The sequence below is a fragment of the Planococcus halotolerans genome, assembly GCF_003289955.1.
GTDB lineage: Bacteria > Bacillota > Bacilli > Bacillales_A > Planococcaceae > Planococcus > Planococcus halotolerans.
In genome coordinates this window covers 104,929-122,607 of the sequence record NZ_QLZR01000002.1, presented here as the reverse complement: position 1 = coordinate 122,607, position 17,679 = coordinate 104,929, and the positions used below count along the sequence as shown (strand labels likewise).

General features: G+C 44.5%; 14 protein-coding genes. 10 read left to right on the top strand and 4 right to left on the bottom strand.

From position 1 onward, the window contains the following. Positions 1–68: 68 nt before the first annotated feature. Positions 69–1,427 (bottom strand): MATE family efflux transporter, encoded by a 1,359-nt coding sequence (locus DP120_RS05255; RefSeq protein WP_112222554.1) that lies wholly within the window; start codon positions 1,425–1,427, stop codon positions 69–71. A 572-nt stretch (positions 1,428–1,999) separates the two neighbouring features. Between DP120_RS05255 and DP120_RS05245 the strand changes: the two genes are divergently transcribed. The 9 genes from DP120_RS05245 (at position 2,000) to DP120_RS05205 (ending at position 13,996) form a co-directional block, all read left to right on the top strand. Continuing rightward, complete coding sequence (locus tag DP120_RS05245) at positions 2,000–3,082, top strand: undecaprenyldiphospho-muramoylpentapeptide beta-N-acetylglucosaminyltransferase (RefSeq protein WP_112222550.1); 1,083 nt, start codon at positions 2,000–2,002, stop codon at positions 3,080–3,082. Positions 3,083–3,098: 16 nt separating this feature from the next. After that, complete coding sequence (gene dapF, locus DP120_RS05240) at positions 3,099–4,064, top strand: diaminopimelate epimerase (RefSeq protein WP_112222548.1); 966 nt, start codon at positions 3,099–3,101, stop codon at positions 4,062–4,064. After that, positions 4,033–5,730, top strand: coding sequence for a sensor domain-containing diguanylate cyclase (locus DP120_RS05235; protein ID WP_240611977.1), 1,698 nt, complete (start codon positions 4,033–4,035; stop codon positions 5,728–5,730). Before dapF ends, DP120_RS05235 begins: the two co-directional genes overlap by 32 nt. Before the next feature lie 232 nt (positions 5,731–5,962). Beyond that, complete coding sequence (locus DP120_RS05230; protein ID WP_112222546.1) at positions 5,963–8,773, top strand: 2-oxoglutarate dehydrogenase E1 component; 2,811 nt, start codon at positions 5,963–5,965, stop codon at positions 8,771–8,773. Between the two features lie 24 nt (positions 8,774–8,797). After that, positions 8,798–10,075, top strand: a complete 1,278-nt coding sequence (gene odhB, locus DP120_RS05225) for a 2-oxoglutarate dehydrogenase complex dihydrolipoyllysine-residue succinyltransferase (protein ID WP_112222544.1) — start codon at positions 8,798–8,800, stop codon at positions 10,073–10,075. 263 nt (positions 10,076–10,338) lie between these two features. Further along, the gene (locus tag DP120_RS05220; RefSeq protein WP_112222542.1) at positions 10,339–10,929 is read left to right on the top strand and encodes a DedA family protein; all 591 of its coding nucleotides are present in this window, start codon (positions 10,339–10,341) and stop codon (positions 10,927–10,929) included. Between the two features lie 83 nt (positions 10,930–11,012). Next, positions 11,013–11,210 (top strand): DUF6501 family protein, encoded by a 198-nt coding sequence (locus DP120_RS05215; RefSeq protein ID WP_112222540.1) that lies wholly within the window; start codon positions 11,013–11,015, stop codon positions 11,208–11,210. Between the two features lie 65 nt (positions 11,211–11,275). Beyond that, on the top strand, positions 11,276–12,133 hold the full coding sequence (locus DP120_RS05210) for an ATP-binding protein (protein WP_112222539.1): 858 nt from the start codon (positions 11,276–11,278) through the stop codon (positions 12,131–12,133). A gap of 9 nt (positions 12,134–12,142) precedes the next feature. After that, complete coding sequence (locus tag DP120_RS05205) at positions 12,143–13,996, top strand: vWA domain-containing protein (protein WP_112222537.1); 1,854 nt, start codon at positions 12,143–12,145, stop codon at positions 13,994–13,996. Positions 13,997–14,241: 245 nt separating this feature from the next. On the opposite strand, the gene DP120_RS05200 is transcribed toward DP120_RS05205, so the two are convergent. Both DP120_RS05200 and DP120_RS05195 read right to left on the bottom strand, forming a co-directional pair. Beyond that, on the bottom strand, positions 14,242–15,423 hold the full coding sequence (locus tag DP120_RS05200; protein ID WP_112222536.1) for a toxic anion resistance protein: 1,182 nt from the start codon (positions 15,421–15,423) through the stop codon (positions 14,242–14,244). Further along, positions 15,395–16,093 carry a 5-bromo-4-chloroindolyl phosphate hydrolysis family protein gene (locus DP120_RS05195; RefSeq protein WP_112222534.1) on the bottom strand — a complete coding sequence of 233 codons (699 nt, stop codon included), beginning with the start codon at positions 16,091–16,093 and terminating at the stop codon, positions 15,395–15,397. The genes DP120_RS05200 and DP120_RS05195 overlap by 29 nt, the downstream gene beginning before the upstream one ends. A gap of 423 nt (positions 16,094–16,516) precedes the next feature. On the opposite strand from DP120_RS05195, the gene DP120_RS05190 reads away from it, so the two are divergent. Then, positions 16,517–16,717, top strand: a complete 201-nt coding sequence (locus tag DP120_RS05190; RefSeq protein ID WP_112222532.1) for a cold-shock protein — start codon at positions 16,517–16,519, stop codon at positions 16,715–16,717. Positions 16,718–16,889: 172 nt separating this feature from the next. Here the strand turns inward: DP120_RS05190 and DP120_RS05185 are convergent, their stop codons facing one another. Beyond that, the gene (locus tag DP120_RS05185) at positions 16,890–17,309 is read right to left on the bottom strand and encodes an organic hydroperoxide resistance protein (RefSeq protein ID WP_112222531.1); all 420 of its coding nucleotides are present in this window, start codon (positions 17,307–17,309) and stop codon (positions 16,890–16,892) included. Between the last annotated feature and the right edge of the window lie 370 nt (positions 17,310–17,679).

The following is a 17,679-nucleotide window of genomic DNA, read 5'->3' as shown; positions in this document are numbered from 1 at the left end:
AACAGGACCGCCGGCATCTGCTGGCGGTTATTTTTTGTCTTAACCGGTAATTCAAAATCCTTGCCTGTTTAATTTGGCTGATTCTTGCTGAATTTCTTTTGTATAAGCAATAATCTTAAGGACAGAGTGACAGCTCCTGCAGTCAGCCCTGCTATCAATCCGATCCAGTAGCCGAAAGCGCCGAAATCCGTGAACCGTGCCAATAGGTAACCGACAGGCAGGCCGATTACCCAGTATGAGATCAAAGCCATGATGAAAGTGATGTTAACGTCCTTATAACCCCGAAGTGCACCTTGTACAGGCGCCTGGATAGCATCTGATAGCTGGAACAATGCAGCAAATACTAAAAATTGCACAGCCAGTTCGATAACAGCAGGGTCAGATGAATACAATTCAGCTATCGGTTCGCGCAGGAAGTATAAAATGGCGGCTGATACAAAGCTGATTACTATGGCTGTTCCTACGCTCAGCCAGCTGTATTGGCGCGCATCCTTATAACGTGCCGCTCCAACTTCATAGCCTACAAGAATTGTGGCACCCATGGAAATACTGAGTGGCAGCATATAGAGCAGTGACGTAAAGTTTAAAGCAATCTGATGGGCGGCAATTGTAATGGTCCCATAAACAGCTAGCATGAAAGTAACTGCGGAGAAAATACTTGTCTCAGCAAAAATCGAAATTCCGATTGGTACACCGATACGGCTAATTTCCTTCCAGCGTGTAATAGAAACTCTTTCCCACTTCCGGAATATTTGGTAGCTTGAAAAAGGGTTTTGTGTATGGATGATCACTGAGGCAATCAACAGCACCAGCCAGTAAGTAATAGCCGATGCAAGTCCTGCTCCTGCACCACCAAGTTCGGGGAAGCCAAAATTGCCGAAGATGAATAGATAATTGAAAAATACATTGATTGGTGCGGATAACAACGTAATAACCATCGTTACTCGTGTAGCACCCAAAGCATCAATATAGGAACGTAGAGCATTATAGACAAACAGCGGTATAAGCCCGAGGCTCATGGCAAATATGTATCTGCTGGCAACATCTGCGACGGCCGGCTCCAGTTCCATGAAGCCGAGTAAGGTATCGATAAAAATGAAAAAGAACAGAAAGACAATTGTTGCCAGCAGAATCGCAAGATAAATCCCTTGCTGTACGGCTTCTTTAACACTTTCTTTTTTCTTGGCCCCCATCAATTGTGCTACAATTGGAGTAATGGACATTAAAATTCCGGCAAGTCCGATATACACCGGAACCCAGAATGATGATCCGATTGAAACTCCGGCCAGGTCATCCGTGCCATACCGGGCGGTCATATAGATATCAAAAAAAGTAACAAGATACATAGCAACTTGTGTAACTAATATTGGAAATACAATTTTCACCAATAATTTTAATTTCTCAGCTTTGGTCTTTGTTTCGTACATCGTCCATCCTCCTGAAATACAATAGCCTTAGGGCAAATTAAGACAAGTATAGCATAGAACCGTTTCTTATAAATTCTAATTAAAGTGTCTCTATAAGTTAACCTAAGACTCTTAGTAACCGATATTCCGCAAAACAGCTCGCTTGCCAAAACCCGTGCTCCTGCATCGCTGCGCTAGCTTCGTCGCAAAGAGCCGGCCTTGCAGGCTGCGGCCAACTCTTGGCTCGCGCTAAGCTAACTCGTTCTCGTTGAACTTCGCCCGAGTGGATCTTGCACTTCGTCGGCATTCGCCTGCTCCCCAAGGCGTCTTCGCTGTTTTGCTTCATATCTCTAGAGAGATCTCCAGCGCCGGCGCGGCTCAGGAGCAGGCGAATGCCGACCGGAGTAATAAGACGAGTGGTCTTCTCGGCTTATTACGGGAGGCAAGGAACGCTTTAGCGCTTCCTTTGCGACGAGCTGTGCGCAGGAGCATAATCTTTGCACTGTCCAAAGCGACGAAGCGGTATATATAAGATAATTTTGGTCTTCAACTTCAATTTAGGACAAATCAAAAGATGAAAGTAGGATTTTAGCATGCATAAACGCACGATTATACTGACTGGCGGTGGAACTGCCGGCCATGTTTCACTCAATCAGGCCTTAATACCTGAAATTACCGGCATGGACTATGATGTCGAATACATCGGTTCAAAAGACGGGATTGAAAAAGAATTGATAGTCGACTCCTTTCCCGACATAAAATACCACGCTATCTCAAGCGGTAAATTAAGAAGATATTTCTCAATGAAGAATTTTACAGATCCGTTCAAGGTGGTTGCCGGTCTTGGGCAATCGATGAACATAATACGGAAGACGAAACCCGCTGCCATATTTTCAAAGGGCGGTTTTGTCTCGGTTCCGGTGGCTATGGCAGGAAAACTGATGGGTATTCCAGTCATTATCCATGAATCGGATGTAACACCCGGTCTTGCCAACAAGATTGCTATGCCTTTTGCGGATCACATCTTCACTGTTTTTAAAGAGACGATGCAGCATGTGCCAAAAGAGAAATCCACTTGTACAGGTTCAGTCATCCGCAGTGAATTAATGGATGGATCTGCTGCGAAAGGTCGGGAAATCTGTCATTTCGATAATGATCTCCCGGTGCTGATGATAATGGGAGGAAGCCAGGGGTCCGAAGTGATCAATACGGCCATCCGGTCAAATCTGCAAGTTATACTGGAAACCTTCAACGTCATCCATCTTTGCGGAAAAGGCAATATCGATGAAAAATTGGAAGGCATGGATCAATACTGCCAATTTGAATATGTCACCCATGAATTGTCCCATCTTCTTCATATGACTGATTTTGTGGTTTCACGCGCAGGATCCAATTCGATATTTGAATTTTTGGCTTTGAAAAAGCCGATGCTGCTGATTCCATTATCCAGACAAAAAAGCAGGGGAGACCAGATCCTAAATGCAGAATTGTTCCGGAAAAACGGCTTTGCTCTTGTGCTTGAAGAAGAAGAAGCTACCCCTGAACGATTTTTGAAAGCTTTGGAACAACTGAAGGCTGATGAAGAATTGCTAATCGAAAAAATGACAGATGCAGAGCCTCCCAAAACTGCCTATGAAATGGCAAAACTAGTCGTAGCGCACACAAAGAAACGCTGATAATGGAGTGAGTGATATGAAAATAACTTTGGAAAAAGTCCATGGATCGATGAATACATTTTACATGGTGGATGGGGAAGAAAGAGACGATTATGCCAACCTTGCCCTTCAGCTTTGTGCGAAGGATCAGGGAGTTGATGGTCTTTTGGTGATTCTTCCCTCCAATTCCGCCCATGCCAAAATGCGGGTGTTCAACCGTGACGGGTCAGAAGCATCGATGTGCGGCAACGGCCTCCGTTGTGTAGCGCGCTATGTTTGTGAAAAAGAAGGTGTGGACGAAGCGGTTATCGAAACGATGAAAGCCGATTTGGCAGTCAGACGAGAAGAAACATTAATGGACGGAATCGAAACTTACTCCGTTCAAATTTCGCCGGTTTCATTTCAGTTGAAGGATTTGCCGATGGAATATGACAATCAAACAACATTGATACAGCAGGCGATTCCTGAAATATCCGAAGAAATCATGTTTTCTGCAGTTGCGGTGCCTAATCCTCATTTAATTGGCATTGTTCCGGAAGAAATTCAAAAGTCTCCCGAACATCAGAAGAAATGGGCTGAAAAATTCAATGGGCAGAATAATTATTTCTCAGACGGCGTGAATGTCAGCTATGTGACTAAGGTCGGGCAAGGCATTTTTGTTCGCACTTATGAACGCGGCGTCGGCTTCACCAATGCCTGTGGAACCGCTATGACTGCTTCAGCCCTCATCAGCTGCATGTCGGATATGGTGCCTTTTGGCGAAGTGGCTGTCTATAATCCGGGAGGAATGGTGAAATGCACCGTCAATAAAAGCGGGGATACTTTTGAATTGTTGCTGACCGGGAATGCGACCAGGCTTTCTGTACACGAATTCCAATGGGAAGAAGAACAAGTGGACAGTGAATTTACAGCTTTCGAAATCCTGGATGAACAACGGCAATATGAGAAATTCATTGAGGAGATTTCTGTAGTTGTTGAGCAATTTGCCAAAAGAAAAGAGTGATTTAATGCGCAGCCCTTTTACGAAGGAACAATTAGATCTATTATATGGAAACGCCGAAGACCTGATTTTTTTCATGCGCAAAGCAGAAGATGATTATGTATATGAGTATGTTAATGACCGCTGCAACAGCACATTCGAACAGGAGCTGGTCGGAACCACCGTTGATGACAGCATGCCTGCTTCAGTTGCAGAAGAAATTAAAAAGCAGTACCGTATCGCAGAATCCATTGACGGTGTACATCGCTACCGGGATTATAATCTTTTCAGCAAAAAAAAAGCGGCCAATGAAACAGAAGTCACCAAGATTTCCTTTGAGGGACAATTGTATTTATTGGCTATTTCGAGAAATGTAAGTAAACAGAAAAAAGTGGAAGAAGATTATCTTTTCTACCAATCGCTTGTGCAGAATTCAGTGGATCCGATGATCATGATTTCTTCCGATTTTATGGTTATCGGTATGAATCCAGCTTACGAGAGTGTATTCGGTGTGCTGAAACAACAATGGATCGGGAAGTCTTTCATGGCACTTCCGTCAAACAGTGAAAAGTTTTTAAACAAAGTCATTTCTGTACTGGGCAAAGAAGAATTCGGTAAAGGGAGCTCTTCATTCATAACAAGCCCCAAAACGAGTGAAAGTGAAAACGGAAAATTTTCGGTCAGCTTTTCTCCTGTCAAAATAGGGGAAGACATACGGGCTTACCAAATCGTTTTCCGTGAACTGACGGATGAAGTCCAGTTGAAGGAAGAGTTGAAGAAAACCGAAAATGTGCTCGACAGTTATAAAGATGCATTGAATTATGCCGCCATGGTGACGATATGGGAACCGGCAGGTACAATTCTTTTTGCAAATGATAATTTCAAAGGAACCACAGGTTATGAAAAAGATGAACTTTTGGGGATGCAAATATCAGTGATTGGCAGAGCGGTTATACCGGATGCTTTTTATGACAGTATTCGGGATATCATTTTCAGGGGAACAATCTGGCGCGGGGAAATGAAAAGCCTGAAGAAGAACGGAGATTTCTTTTGGGTAGATACGACAATCATCCCGCTGAAAAACGAAGAAGGCATCATTTATCAGGTTCTGGCAATCATGTTCGACATTACCGACCGGAAGCAACTCGAAGAGAAACTGCATTTCATGGCTTATCATGACAGCCTGACACAATTACCGAACAGGCGGTTGATGATGCAGGAATTCGAGCTGCTTGAGAGAGATGCTGATGAACAGGACAGCTTGATCGCTTTGCTTTATATTGATGGCGACGACTTTAAATCAATCAACGATAACTTCGGCCATAATATTGGAGATGAATTTATAGCTTGTTTCGGACAGGCTTTGACAAAAAGCATCAGATCAGGAGATATGGCCGCCAGAATTGGAGGCGATGAGTTCGTTATCGCTGCGGCAGGCATAAATCCTAAAAAATCGGGAATGCAGATTAAGAACTTGATTAACAGAATCCATGAAAAGCTGGCAGTAGGATGGACGATAGAGGGCCACTACTTTTCACCGACTGCTTCTGTCGGCATAGCTTTCTATCCCAAGGATGCAAATAATTTCGAGGATCTTGTGAAAATGGCAGATTCGGCACTCTATGAATCAAAAAAAGCCGGAAGAAACCAAGTCCGTTTTTACCGTAACGAAGAAGACAGCACACATTAATTTCCATTTCTCTTACAATATTCTCAATGAAAGCGCTTAACATTTGCCTATGTGAATAATTTCACTCAAAAGCATTGTTTTTTCCAACGGAAGTAGTAAGATTGATATGGAAAATTGTTCTTCAATGGGTTAAACGCCTTCTGCTTTGTGTATAGCGGTTTGCGTGATAAAATATGGAAGACATATTTATTTATAGGACTGCCTTTAAGGCAAAATAGTTGGAGGTTTTTTTATGTCTAGCAATTATTCAGATTCGAAATCCCCATGGAGTTCCATTACAGGTCCAAACCTTGGGTATGTTATGGAAATGTATGACATTTATCAGGAATCTCCGGAATCCATCGATCCGGAATTCGCTGAGCTATTCAAGCAATACGGACCTCCTGTTGAGCCAGGCGCTGAACAACAGCCTGCCGCAACGGCTGAAGTGAAATCCGATAAATTCGGCAAAGTCCTCGGCGCAATCCATTTGGCTGAAGCAATCCGCGCACACGGACATCTTGCATCGGATATTTATCCTTTAAAAGATCAACCCCGTGATACAGAGCGTCTTGAACCTTCAACATACGGATTGACGGAACAGGATTTAAAAGAAGTACCGGTTTCATTGTTATTGGAAAATGCACCAGCCGATATTAAAGACGGACTGGCAGCTATCAATTATTTGAAATCCCTTTACACGGAAAAAGTGGCTTTTGAGTTTTCTCATATTGTTCAGCCGCAGGAGCGCAGCTGGCTGCAATCCAAAATCGAGGCAGGCGAAGTTAAACCGTCGCTTGATGCTGATAAGAAAAAACAAGTTCTTGAACTTTTAACGCGTGTTGAAGGTTTTGAAAAATTCGTTCACCGCACGTTCGTCGGCCAAAAACGCTTTTCAATTGAAGGTGTCGATACACTGGTCGTATTGATGGATGAACTTGTCCGTCTATCCGAAACAGCCGGCACAGAAAATATCATGATCGGGATGGCACATCGCGGTCGTTTAAATGTGCTTACACATATTTTGAACAAACCATATGAAATGATGTTCGCCGGATTTGCGCATGTCAGCGATGAAGCATTCCTGCCTGAAGACGGTTCATTGCAGATCACAAAAGGCTGGTTCGGCGATGTTAAGTACCATATGGGTGCTGCGTATACATCACCAAAAGGTACCAATATCAAATTGGCTTATAACCCATCCCACCTTGAAATTGTGAGCCCGGTAGTTGCCGGACAGACCCGTGCTGCACAGGAACTCACTCAGCAGAGCGGACTGGCGCCAATCGATGTCAATAAAGCGTATGCCATCATGGTGCACGGTGATGCAGCGTTCCCAGGACAGGGAGTCGTTACTGAAACATTGAACTTCAGCCGTATCCGCGGATATCAAACTGGCGGTTCAATCCACATCATCGCAAATAACCTGATCGGCTTTACAACTGAGCAATATGATTCAAGATCGACTCATTATTCTTCCGACCCTGCAAAAGGCTACGAAGTACCTGTCATCCACGTCAATGCGGATGAACCGGAAGAAGTAATTGCTGTAGCACGTTTGGCATTTGAATATCGCCAAAAATTCGGCAAGGACATTCTGATCGACCTGATCGGCTACCGCCGTTATGGCCATAACGAAATGGATGAGCCGCTCGTTACAAACCCTACGATGTATCACGGCATTCATGAACATGGCACAGTACGCGAAATCTATGGTGAAAAATTGGCTTCCGGCAAGGTGCTTTCAGAAGACGATGTGAAAAAACTCGACAGCGATATTCTTTCTGAAATGCAAAAAGCATACGATCATGTTAAAGAAAACAAATCGGATGATGCGCATGAGGTAGTAATACCTGAAGCCGTTATGCAAGGATTCCCTGAAGTTCCAACAGGTGTCGATAAAGATGTTCTAACGAAAATGAATGAAGACCTGCTGTCCTGGCCAAGTGATTTCTCTGCATTCGGCAAACTTGCCCGAATCCTGAAACGCCGCGAAGATCCATTCAACGGCAAAGGCAAAATCGACTGGGCACATGCCGAGACATTGGCATTCGGTTCGATTCTTCAGGAAGGCAATCCGATTCGCCTGTCAGGCCAGGATGCGCAGCGCGGAACATTTGCTCACCGCCATCTGGTACTGCATGATGAAAAGAATGGCAACGAACTTGTGCCGCTTCATCATATTTCTGATGCAAAAGCATCTTTCGTTGTATACAACAGCCCATTGAGCGAAGCATCCGTTGTCGGCTTTGAATATGGCTATAATGTTGAAAACGATAAAGCACTGGTTATCTGGGAAGCCCAATACGGCGATTTCGCCAACATGGCACAGATGATGTTCGATCAGTTCATTTCTGCAGCCCGCGCCAAATGGGGCCAGAAATCCGGATTGGTAATGCTGCTTCCGCATGCTTATGAAGGACAGGGACCTGAGCATTCGAGTGCGCGTTTGGAGCGCTACCTGCAAAATGCCGGAGAAAACAACTGGACAGTAGCAAATCTTTCAAGTGCGGCTAACTACTTCCATATTCTTCGCAGACAAGCGAAGATGCTTGGTGAAGAGTCGATCCGCCCGCTGATCATCGTTACACCTAAATCCCTATTGCGCCATCCTTTGGTAGGTGCAGATGTTGAAGATCTGACAGAAGGAAACTTCCAGACTATCATCGAGCAGCCAGGCATGGGGCAGAACACGAAAAAAGTGGAACGCCTTCTATTCGCCAGCGGCAAGATGGCAATCGACCTTGCAGACCGCGTAAAAGACGGCTCTGAATATCCGGATACGCATATTGTCCGTGTCGAACAGCTGTATCCTTTCCCTTCCGAAAAAATTCAGGCGATCATTAAGCGCTATCCGAAACTTAAAGAACTCGCATGGGTACAGGAAGAACCGAAAAATATGGGATCATGGTCATTTGCAGAACCGAATCTTCGTGAAATTGCAGATGGCATTGATATAAATTATTATGGCCGCGTTGTCCGTTCGAGCCCGGCTGAAGGCGACGGGGAAATGCATAAAGTGGAACAGGCACGCATCATTGATGAAGCATTAGCTAAATCTTGAGCATAATCTAAGGAGGAATTTTTTGTGGCAGAAATCAAAGTACCAGAATTAGCAGAATCGATTACAGAAGGAACGATCGCACAATGGCTGAAACAGCCAGGCGATACAGTTGAAAAAGGTGAATTCATCGTTGAGCTTGAAACAGATAAAGTAAACGTTGAAGTTATTTCCGAAGAAGCTGGAGTTGTCCAGGAGCTTATGGCTGCTGAAGGCGACACAGTTGAAGTCGGCCAGGTAATTGCAATTGTCGGAGAAGGTTCCGGCGAAGCTGCAGCATCTGAGCCAGCTGAACAAAAAGAGGAAGAAACCAAATCGACTGGCGTACCAGCTGAAACATCTGCTCCGGCAACACAGGAAGCTGTTGAAGAAGCACCGGCTGCTGAAGAGCAATCTTCTTCTGACCGCACAATCGCCAGCCCTGCCGCGCGCAAACTGGCACGCGAAAAAGGCATCGACCTTGCAGCGATTTCACCAGTAGACCCAATGGGCCGTGTACGTGTTCAGGACGTTGAAGCCCATTCATCTAAACCGGCTGCCAGCGCACCGGCTAAAGCGGAAGCGCCAAAAGCTGCTGCATCTGGTGCATCATCTGACGAAGAAAGCGGCCGTATTGTCCGTGAAAAAATGTCGAGACGCCGTCAGACAATCGCTAAACGTTTGCTTGAAGTTAAGCAGTCTACAGCGATGCTGACTACTTTCAACGAAATCGATATGACAAACGTTATGGCTCTTCGCAGCCGTAAAAAAGATGATTTCCTTAAAAACAATGATGTGAAACTTGGCTTTATGTCATTCTTCACGAAAGCAGTAACTGCTGCATTGAAAAAATATCCTTACGTGAATGCTGAACTTGATGGCACTGATGTATTGCTGAAACAATTCTATGATGTCGGGATTGCCGTTTCTACAGAAGAAGGACTTGTCGTTCCTATCGTCCGCGATACTGACAAGAAGAACTTCGCGGAAATCGAAGCTTCAATCGGCGAGCTTGCAACAAAAGCACGCGATAAGAAACTCTCAATCGCTGATATGACAGGCGGTTCATTCACTATCACTAACGGTGGCGTCTTCGGCTCATTGATGTCGACACCAATCCTTAACGGTACTCAAGTCGGTATTCTTGGAATGCACACAATCCAAAAACGTCCGATTGCCGTTGGAGACAATATCGAAATTCGTCCGATGATGTACGTGGCGCTTTCTTATGACCACCGTGTAATCGACGGAAGCGATTCTGTAGGATTCCTGAAAATGGTCAAAGACTTGATCGAAAATCCGGAAGATCTATTGCTTCAAGGCTAATAAAATCAATTCAACCGCCCACCGGCTTGATGCTGGTGGGCGGTTTTTTATATTGATAATTAAGATAAACTAGGTAGTCGATATTCCGCTGAAATTCATGGTAGTTCTTTATTAGTATTTGTTCGATAAACTCACTGTAACTTACACATTAACAATTTCCTGTCCGAGCTTTGATAAATTTTAGCTTCTGGTAGTTCTGCGTTGCAGAGGTTCCATTTTTTTGTCATGATTAGGTAAGAAGAGCCAAAAGGCGGTCGAATGGGATGGATTTGTCATTTTTTATGGAGATTGTGAAAGAATACGGCTATATCAGCATGTTCATCTTCAATTGGCTGTTATTATTCGGCATGCCGATTCCTAACGAAGTCGCCGCCGCTTTTTCCGGTGTCCTGACCGAAATCAGTTATTTCAAGCCTATTTACGCTTTCATTTCAGCGTACCTTGGCTTGATCACCAGCAATACATTTGCCTATCTTATCGGACGTTTTTTTGGCCAAAAGCTGCTGGACCGTTTGAGCAGGACATGGCTGAAAAAGCCGATTGACAATTTTTCCGGCTTCTTGCAAAAACACGGTGAAATCGCTATTTCCTTCAGTTTTTTCCTGCCAGGCATCCGCTGGGCGATGCCGTATGTTGTAGGCGCCAATAAGTATCCATTTGTTAAATACATGCTTTATGCCTATACGGCAGGCTTTGTGTGGATGATGGTCTATTTTAATCTGGGACGTACTTTCCCTTATGCCTATAATTCAATACTGAATCACTTGCAGGGATTTTTAACATTGCTGTCGGTGGCGATTCTTGCGTTGCTGCTGGGAAGGTATATATACAAAGAGAGAAAAATGCGGAAGTAATGCTTTGAAGCAATGCTTATTTGAAAATAGCTGCTGTTTTCCTTATACTAGAATACATAGACATACAGAAAAGGATGAGGACTGTGATTCATAACGAATGGCTAACAAAAGAAACGATCCGTACGGTAACTTGCACGCATACAGACGCGGCGAAATTCCTGGTATCGAACGTACTGACTGCCGGTAAAACATATGAAGTGAAAAACGAAACCGATGAATTTATCTTTGTTGTGGACAATACAGGTAAAATTGGCGGGTTCTATAAAACTTATTTCGAATAAACTTTGAAAAATGACAAGAGCCGATGCATGCACATCGGTTTTTTCTATGGAGAGAGGGTTGTTTTATGGATTTTATCGAGAAGGAAATAAGCGAACGGAAAAACAGAAAACATGAAGGCTACGAGAAATTAATCGGCACAGGAGGCTATATTTCGCCAGACGCCAATCTTTGGGAAGATGTTATGGCAGCAGTCGTCCTGCGCAAGCCTGTTCTGTTAAAAGGGCCGACAGGAGCGGGGAAGACTCGGATGGCTGAATCGATTTCAGCTGTTTTTGGTCAGCCGATGCAAAGCATCAACAGTTCCGTGGACCTTGACGCTGAGGCGCTGCTTGGTTTTAAGACCTTGGTGCAGCGCGATGGCCAAAGCCAAATCGAATTTATCGAAGGTCCTGTAGTGACAGCCATGAAAAAAGGGCATTTGCTTTATATCGATGAAATCAATATGGCGAAAGCGGAGACTTTACCGATCCTGCATTCAGCGCTTGACCATCGCCGCATGATGACGAATCCGTTTACGGGAGAAGTGATTGAAGCCCATCCCGACTTCGGTGTAATTGCGGCAATCAATGAAGGCTATATCGGTACGGCGCCCATGAACGAAGCGTTGAAAAACCGCTTTATTGCTTACCCGATCCCTTATCTTACCGGTCAGCAGCTTTCTGAATTATGGGACCGTGAATTTCCACAGGCTGAACCAAAATTAAAGGGATTCATGCTGAATTTGGCTGAGGATCTGATGAAGCAGGTCGAAAATGGGTTGCTGTCAGAAGAAGCAGCGTCAATCCGCAGTTTACTGGATGCGACCGCGCTGGCTGAACATATGGATCCGATCCGTGCCGTCAATTATGCCATTGCACAAAAGCTGGAAGATGAAAGTGAACGGGAACTGTTCATGGACTTGGCCAATACTTGGAAAAAGTAGGTGAATGGGATGGCGTCAGTCAATCGCTTTATCCAATTTAATAATGAAACAATCGATACGAAAATGCTCTACCGGATGGAAATGCTTGCTGGCGCATTGGCCGATGCCCCTTACCTGAAGGTAACGACCCGTAAATTGATCGAATTTCGGCCAACCGAGTCGTCGGTTTCTGTCAGTGTGTTCTGGAGGCATCGCACAAAATACACAGAGCAGCAAGGCTATCTTTCGGATGTCTATTTGCTTAGTGCCGGCTTTTGGAGAAATTTCGGTTTGTCGGCATGGAAGGACTTAATAGCTGAACAATCCCCAGTATCCTCATTGAGGAGACAGCTGCTGCTGTGTGCGGAAGAATTCAGGCTGTCAGAGAAGATAATCAAAGAACGGCCAGGAACAGCAGCAGCGTTTGCTGTTCGTGAACAGGTTTACCGCGAATATCATCAGGATCAGTTCAATCAGAACCTGAAAAAAGGCTTTCTGGCGGACGCTTTTCTAAATGCGGCATACCTGAGCCTGCGCGATATCGAAACTGAAATGGATAACGAGTGGGGCGCTGTACTGCTGATTTGGAAAGGATTGTTTGATGCAAGGTCGACTGCCGATTCAGCTGCAATTGTGGAGCAGATGACAGGACGGCTCGAATATTTGCTGAAAAACGATATGGTTCATACTTATTACACTTTCGGTGACGCAGCGGATAAAGCTCCTCCGTTTCATTACCATGAAGGCATTGAAGCTGAAAAAACGGAAGAACAGGAAGAAATTGAAACAATCGAGGAATGGTTTAATACCTGGCACCGCGAAAATGAAATGACTGATACGCCTGCCATGGAATTTGAACTCGAACGCGGTGATTCGCAGCTGGCTACAGGCGGGCGGGAGGAAGCTGGCGCGGATGAAGTGAAGCAGACCGGCAGGGGAGATTCAAGCGGTGATCATTTGGAAGATAACGATGAAGAAGACAGGGAGATGGAAAGCGGACCGAAAAAAGCAGGCGGCAAATTCGGCCGCGCCAATGAACAGGTCGTTTACCACGAACAGCGGCTGTTGGCGCATGTTGACCATAGCCGGCAAATAGCCGATTGGCGCAGGAAGCAGGCGCCATATGTGCGGGCCCTGCTGAAGGAATTGAAAAAGCGCATTACACAGCGCCATCAGGATTACCGCGCCAATTTAAATGCCGGAAGGCTGTCTAAAAACCTGCTGCCGCTTGCACTTGAAGAGCGTCCGAAGCCGTTTTACCGAAAATCTGCGCCTTCCAAGGAATTAGACGCAGTATTCTGCCTGCTGATTGACGGTTCTGCTTCGATGGTTGATAAATTGGACGAAACCAAACAGGCTGTGCTGCTGTTCCACGATGTGCTTCGCGGACTCGGCATACCACATGAAATTGTGCTGTTTTATGAAGATGCATATGAAGCAAGCGACACTGAACAGCCGAATTATTTTGAGTGGATGCATAAATTCGAAGACGGCATGCGCGACCATGCGCAGGAGATTGTATCATTCGAGGCGCATGAAGATAACCGGGACGGCTTTGCAATCCGCTGGATGACCGACCGGGTCAAGCGCCGGCGCGAGAAACACCGCTTCCTGCTGGTATTCTCGGATGGTGAGCCGTCGGCATATAATTACGCGGAAAACGGAGTGGTCGATACAGCGAATTCTGTGGCGGAAGCGAAGAAAGAAGGGGTAGAGCTGCTGCACCTCTTTCTCAGCAGTGAACCGATCACAGAAGAGCAGGCTGCTTTCTACCGCATGATGTATGGCAATAAATCCGTGAGTGCCGACTCGCTCGAACATTTCGTTGACCAGACGCTGCGTTTGCTGAAACGGACCTTGCATCTGGTTATCCAGTCGGGTTAAGTATGGATTTTCGTTTTGAGCTTTGTTTTTCCATTTAAACTATGGGAAATCGCCGAATTAATCGAGTTTTTCATGAGTTTTTTTCCATTTAAAAGGGAATACTGTCTTCAGAAGAAAAATACTGTCCGGAGCAGCACAAATACTGTCCGGAGTAAAAATATAGAATTGAAAATTTAAAGTGGAAAAGGCATTTATTCTCAACAAGCGAAAAAATCCCGTGAAGCAGATAAGCTTCACGGGATTTTCTATTGTTGATTTCTGGAATTTTCGCCTTCGTGGATGGCCAGCAGGCGCTGTTTGAGTTCCACTTCCATTTTGCCGATTTCCATTTCAGCGGCGCGGCGATTTTTGCGTCCTTCGCTTTGGATCTGCAAAGTCTCTTCAATAGTGGTAAGCAGATTTTCCTGAGTTTTTTTCAATGTTTCAATTTCGATGATGCCGCGCTCATTTTCCTTGGCGGTCTCAATTGAATTCATTTTCAGCATTTCGGAGTTTTTCAATAAAAGATCGTTGGTGGTGGAAGTAACCTGTTTCTGAGCTTCCACGGCTTTCATCTGTTTATTGAGCGTCAAAGCGATTGCAATCTGGTTTTTCCAGAGCGGAATCGAAGTCATGATTGACGACTGGATCTTCTCAGCCAAAGTCTGGTTGGTCTGCTGGATCATCCGGATTTGCGGTGCGCTCTGGATGGTGATTTGCCGGGACAACTGGAGATCATATAAACGCTTGTCCAGTCGGTCGACAAATTGCACCATATCGTTGACTTCCTGATAAGCCATCTGGTCATCGGATGCCTCCGCTTTTTTGCGGAGTGCAGGTATGGTCTCATTCAGGATTTCATCGCGTTTCAGTTCAGCGGCGGCGATGTAGACATTGAGTGCCTGGAAATACATTTTGTTCTGATCGTACAATTCTTCGAGCATTTGAACATCTTCCAGCAGGCCGCGTTTCGAATGGTCCAGCTGGATGCTGATGCGGTCGACTTGCGTGCTCAGTTTCTGGTATTTGGTCATGATTTCCTGAACAGAATATTTAGCTTTCGCAAACAGTTTCCGGATGCCGGACTTTTTCGTCTCCGTCAATTCCTCCGGATTCAATTCCTGCAATTTCTTCATCAAGTCATGCAACACGTCGCCAACGGGGCCGATATCTTTCTGCTGCACATGGTCGAGCATCTTGTGAGAGAAATTGCCCAGCTGGCTTTGGGCATTTGCGCCGTATGTCAAAATCGCTTCGTGGTTGCCGGCTGGAATCTGTTTCGCCAGCTCCTGCGCTTTTTTCTTGTCCTCATTTGATAATTTGTCCATTAACAGTACGGGACGGCCGGATTGCTGTTCGGCAGGGGATTGCTCTTTTTCCATCTGGATGCCGAATGGCGATTCCAGCAAATCATCCAATTCACTTCGAGTCGATTGATTTTCGTTCATTTTCCACGTCTCCTTCGTCATCGGCCGGGGGTTGAACCAATAGTTTCTGATTTTGCTGTTTGTCGACCGCCAGGCGGGCATAGTCAAGTTCCATCCGAAGCTGTTCCACATCGGAAGACAGTACTTTCTTCAAATCATTTTCCATAACACGATTCATCGACTGCAGGGTATCTCGTGTGTCCTGTAAGGCGATTTTGATGTCGCGGTCTTTCACAGGCTGTCCGACCAGCAAAGTGTATTTTTCGGTCAATTCCATCGCAGTATCCAGATGCGAATAAAAAAAGGACTCAGCCAGATAAAATTTTCTCGGGTTTTGCTGAACGACAGTAATGATTTTGTTCGCAAGCTTTGTCATCTCCATCAATTGCCTGAAGGAAGAGATGGAGCGTACACGGTAGTAATGTCCTTGCAGCCGTTTTGTTTTTGTCTTGGCTTCCTGGACTTGTTTGAGTACATGTTTATATTCACTTCTCGTCATCCCCAATTCCTTGGAAGTGGAAGAGAATTGTACTTGTTTGATCGTTGAATTACTGGCAAGATAGGTTCCGGCTGCCACTGCTCCTGAAGCGAGCAATCCGATTTCCGCACCCAGGTATAGGATGGGGAACATCACTCCCGTAATCGGAAGGCTGACCGACTGGCGTCTTATAAAGTTTTGGACTCGCTTCATGCGAAAGTCACTCCTTCAATGCTATTCCTTATATATACGATTGAATGTCTGAAAAGTTTCGTCCTGAGTTTCTTTATCCCCATTTTACGGGAAAGGCAGAGGCAATACAAACTTCGGAATTTGACCAGGCTGCAGAGGCTTTTTACTGGACAGATGCCAAACGATTTGGCAAAATGCAATTAGAGAAATTGAAATGCAACGGAAAGAAACAGTTTCTAAAAAAATAATTATAAATATTTAGATTTGTTTGACACTTACACGCAATTTAGGTATTATTAAGGAAATAAATACTATCTTCACCACAAACAGCTATTCACATATTCCAAAAAGTGATCAGCAAGTGATGGTACTTTTTGGAATATGTGAATTTTTTTATTGAAATTCCATATTGAAAATTTTTTTATTATCAGGAGGTTTTTTAACATGCAAGAAGGTACAGTAAAATGGTTTAACTCAGAAAAAGGTTTCGGCTTCATCGAAGTTGAAGGCGGAGATGACGTATTCGTACACTTCTCAGCGATCCAAGGCGAAGGCTTTAAAACGCTTGACGAAGGACAAAAAGTTGAATTTGAAGTAGAGGAAGGCAACCGCGGACCTCAAGCTACAAACGTAACTAAAGTGTAATCTCCAAGGGCTGCTCATTGTGAGCGGCTCTTTTTTTGGTCTTAAAGCTTAAAGGAGCGGACATCAAAGGAAGTTTCGTTAAATGTTTTCCAATATCAAAAGCTGATGGAGAAAAATCAATGATTTTTCTCCATCAGCTTTATTTAAATTGATAAGGAAACTATGCTCATTTTTAAATTATGTTCAATTCAACGTCGATATTGCCATTGGTCGCTTTTGAGTAGGGGCAGAATGCATGCGCTTTATCTACGAGGTCTTTGGCAGTTTCTTCATCCACGCCTTCCAGGTGGGCGTTTATCGTAACAGCAATCTTGTAGCCGTCATCACTTTCATCTTTGAGGAAATGAACATCGGCTTTGACGGAAGTGCTGGAGACTTCCGCTTTTTCTTTTAATATGATTACATCCAATGCTCCATCAAAACAGGCGGAATATCCTGCTGCGAATAACTGTTCAGGAGTTGTGCCTTCACCTCCGGGTCCACCCAATTCTTTTGGAGAAACCAATTGAAGATCCAATACCTTGTCATCGGAAGCGACTCTTCCTTTACGACCACCAGTGGCTGTTGCAGATGTTGTGAATAATGCTGACATTTTCCCAACCCCTTTACTGATTTGATATTTGAGAACAGTTAAAACTTACATCTTAATCGACTCACTAGTCAAATTACATAATTTCTCCGATATTTTGCAGCGCCTCTATGCCGGCAATGTTGATAGAGCTGCCGGGGAAGGGATGTCCTTGAGAGAAGGTCTTATTTTGTTTTATTATTTTTATAGATATCAGAATTTTCGGATATAAAAAACAATATCTTTAATTCTATTATTTCTTAATTTTTTTTAATATCTTTACCCATACATTTACCCATTAAACATCAGTATTATCACAAGCTTCCTTTTACAATAAGTTCAATAATATCCATTACAGGAAAATAAAAACACTTAATCCAGCCTATATATTCAG

Excerpts from the sequence above, each read along its gene's own strand:
- DP120_RS05255 (WP_112222554.1), bottom strand. The coding sequence starts at position 1,427 with ATGTACGAAACAAAGACCAAAGCTGAGAAATTAAAATTATTGGTGAAA.
- DP120_RS05245 (WP_112222550.1), top strand. The coding sequence starts at position 2,000 with ATGCATAAACGCACGATTATACTGACTGGCGGTGGAACTGCCGGCCAT.
- dapF (WP_112222548.1), top strand. The coding sequence starts at position 3,099 with ATGAAAATAACTTTGGAAAAAGTCCATGGATCGATGAATACATTTTAC.
- DP120_RS05230 (WP_112222546.1), top strand. The coding sequence starts at position 5,963 with ATGTCTAGCAATTATTCAGATTCGAAATCCCCATGGAGTTCCATTACA.
- DP120_RS05220 (WP_112222542.1), top strand. The coding sequence starts at position 10,339 with ATGGATTTGTCATTTTTTATGGAGATTGTGAAAGAATACGGCTATATC.
- DP120_RS05210 (WP_112222539.1), top strand. The coding sequence starts at position 11,276 with ATGGATTTTATCGAGAAGGAAATAAGCGAACGGAAAAACAGAAAACAT.
- DP120_RS05205 (WP_112222537.1), top strand. The coding sequence starts at position 12,143 with ATGGCGTCAGTCAATCGCTTTATCCAATTTAATAATGAAACAATCGAT.
- DP120_RS05200 (WP_112222536.1), bottom strand. The coding sequence starts at position 15,423 with ATGAACGAAAATCAATCGACTCGAAGTGAATTGGATGATTTGCTGGAA.
- DP120_RS05195 (WP_112222534.1), bottom strand. The coding sequence starts at position 16,093 with ATGAAGCGAGTCCAAAACTTTATAAGACGCCAGTCGGTCAGCCTTCCG.
- DP120_RS05190 (WP_112222532.1), top strand. The coding sequence starts at position 16,517 with ATGCAAGAAGGTACAGTAAAATGGTTTAACTCAGAAAAAGGTTTCGGC.
- DP120_RS05185 (WP_112222531.1), bottom strand. The coding sequence starts at position 17,309 with ATGTCAGCATTATTCACAACATCTGCAACAGCCACTGGTGGTCGTAAA.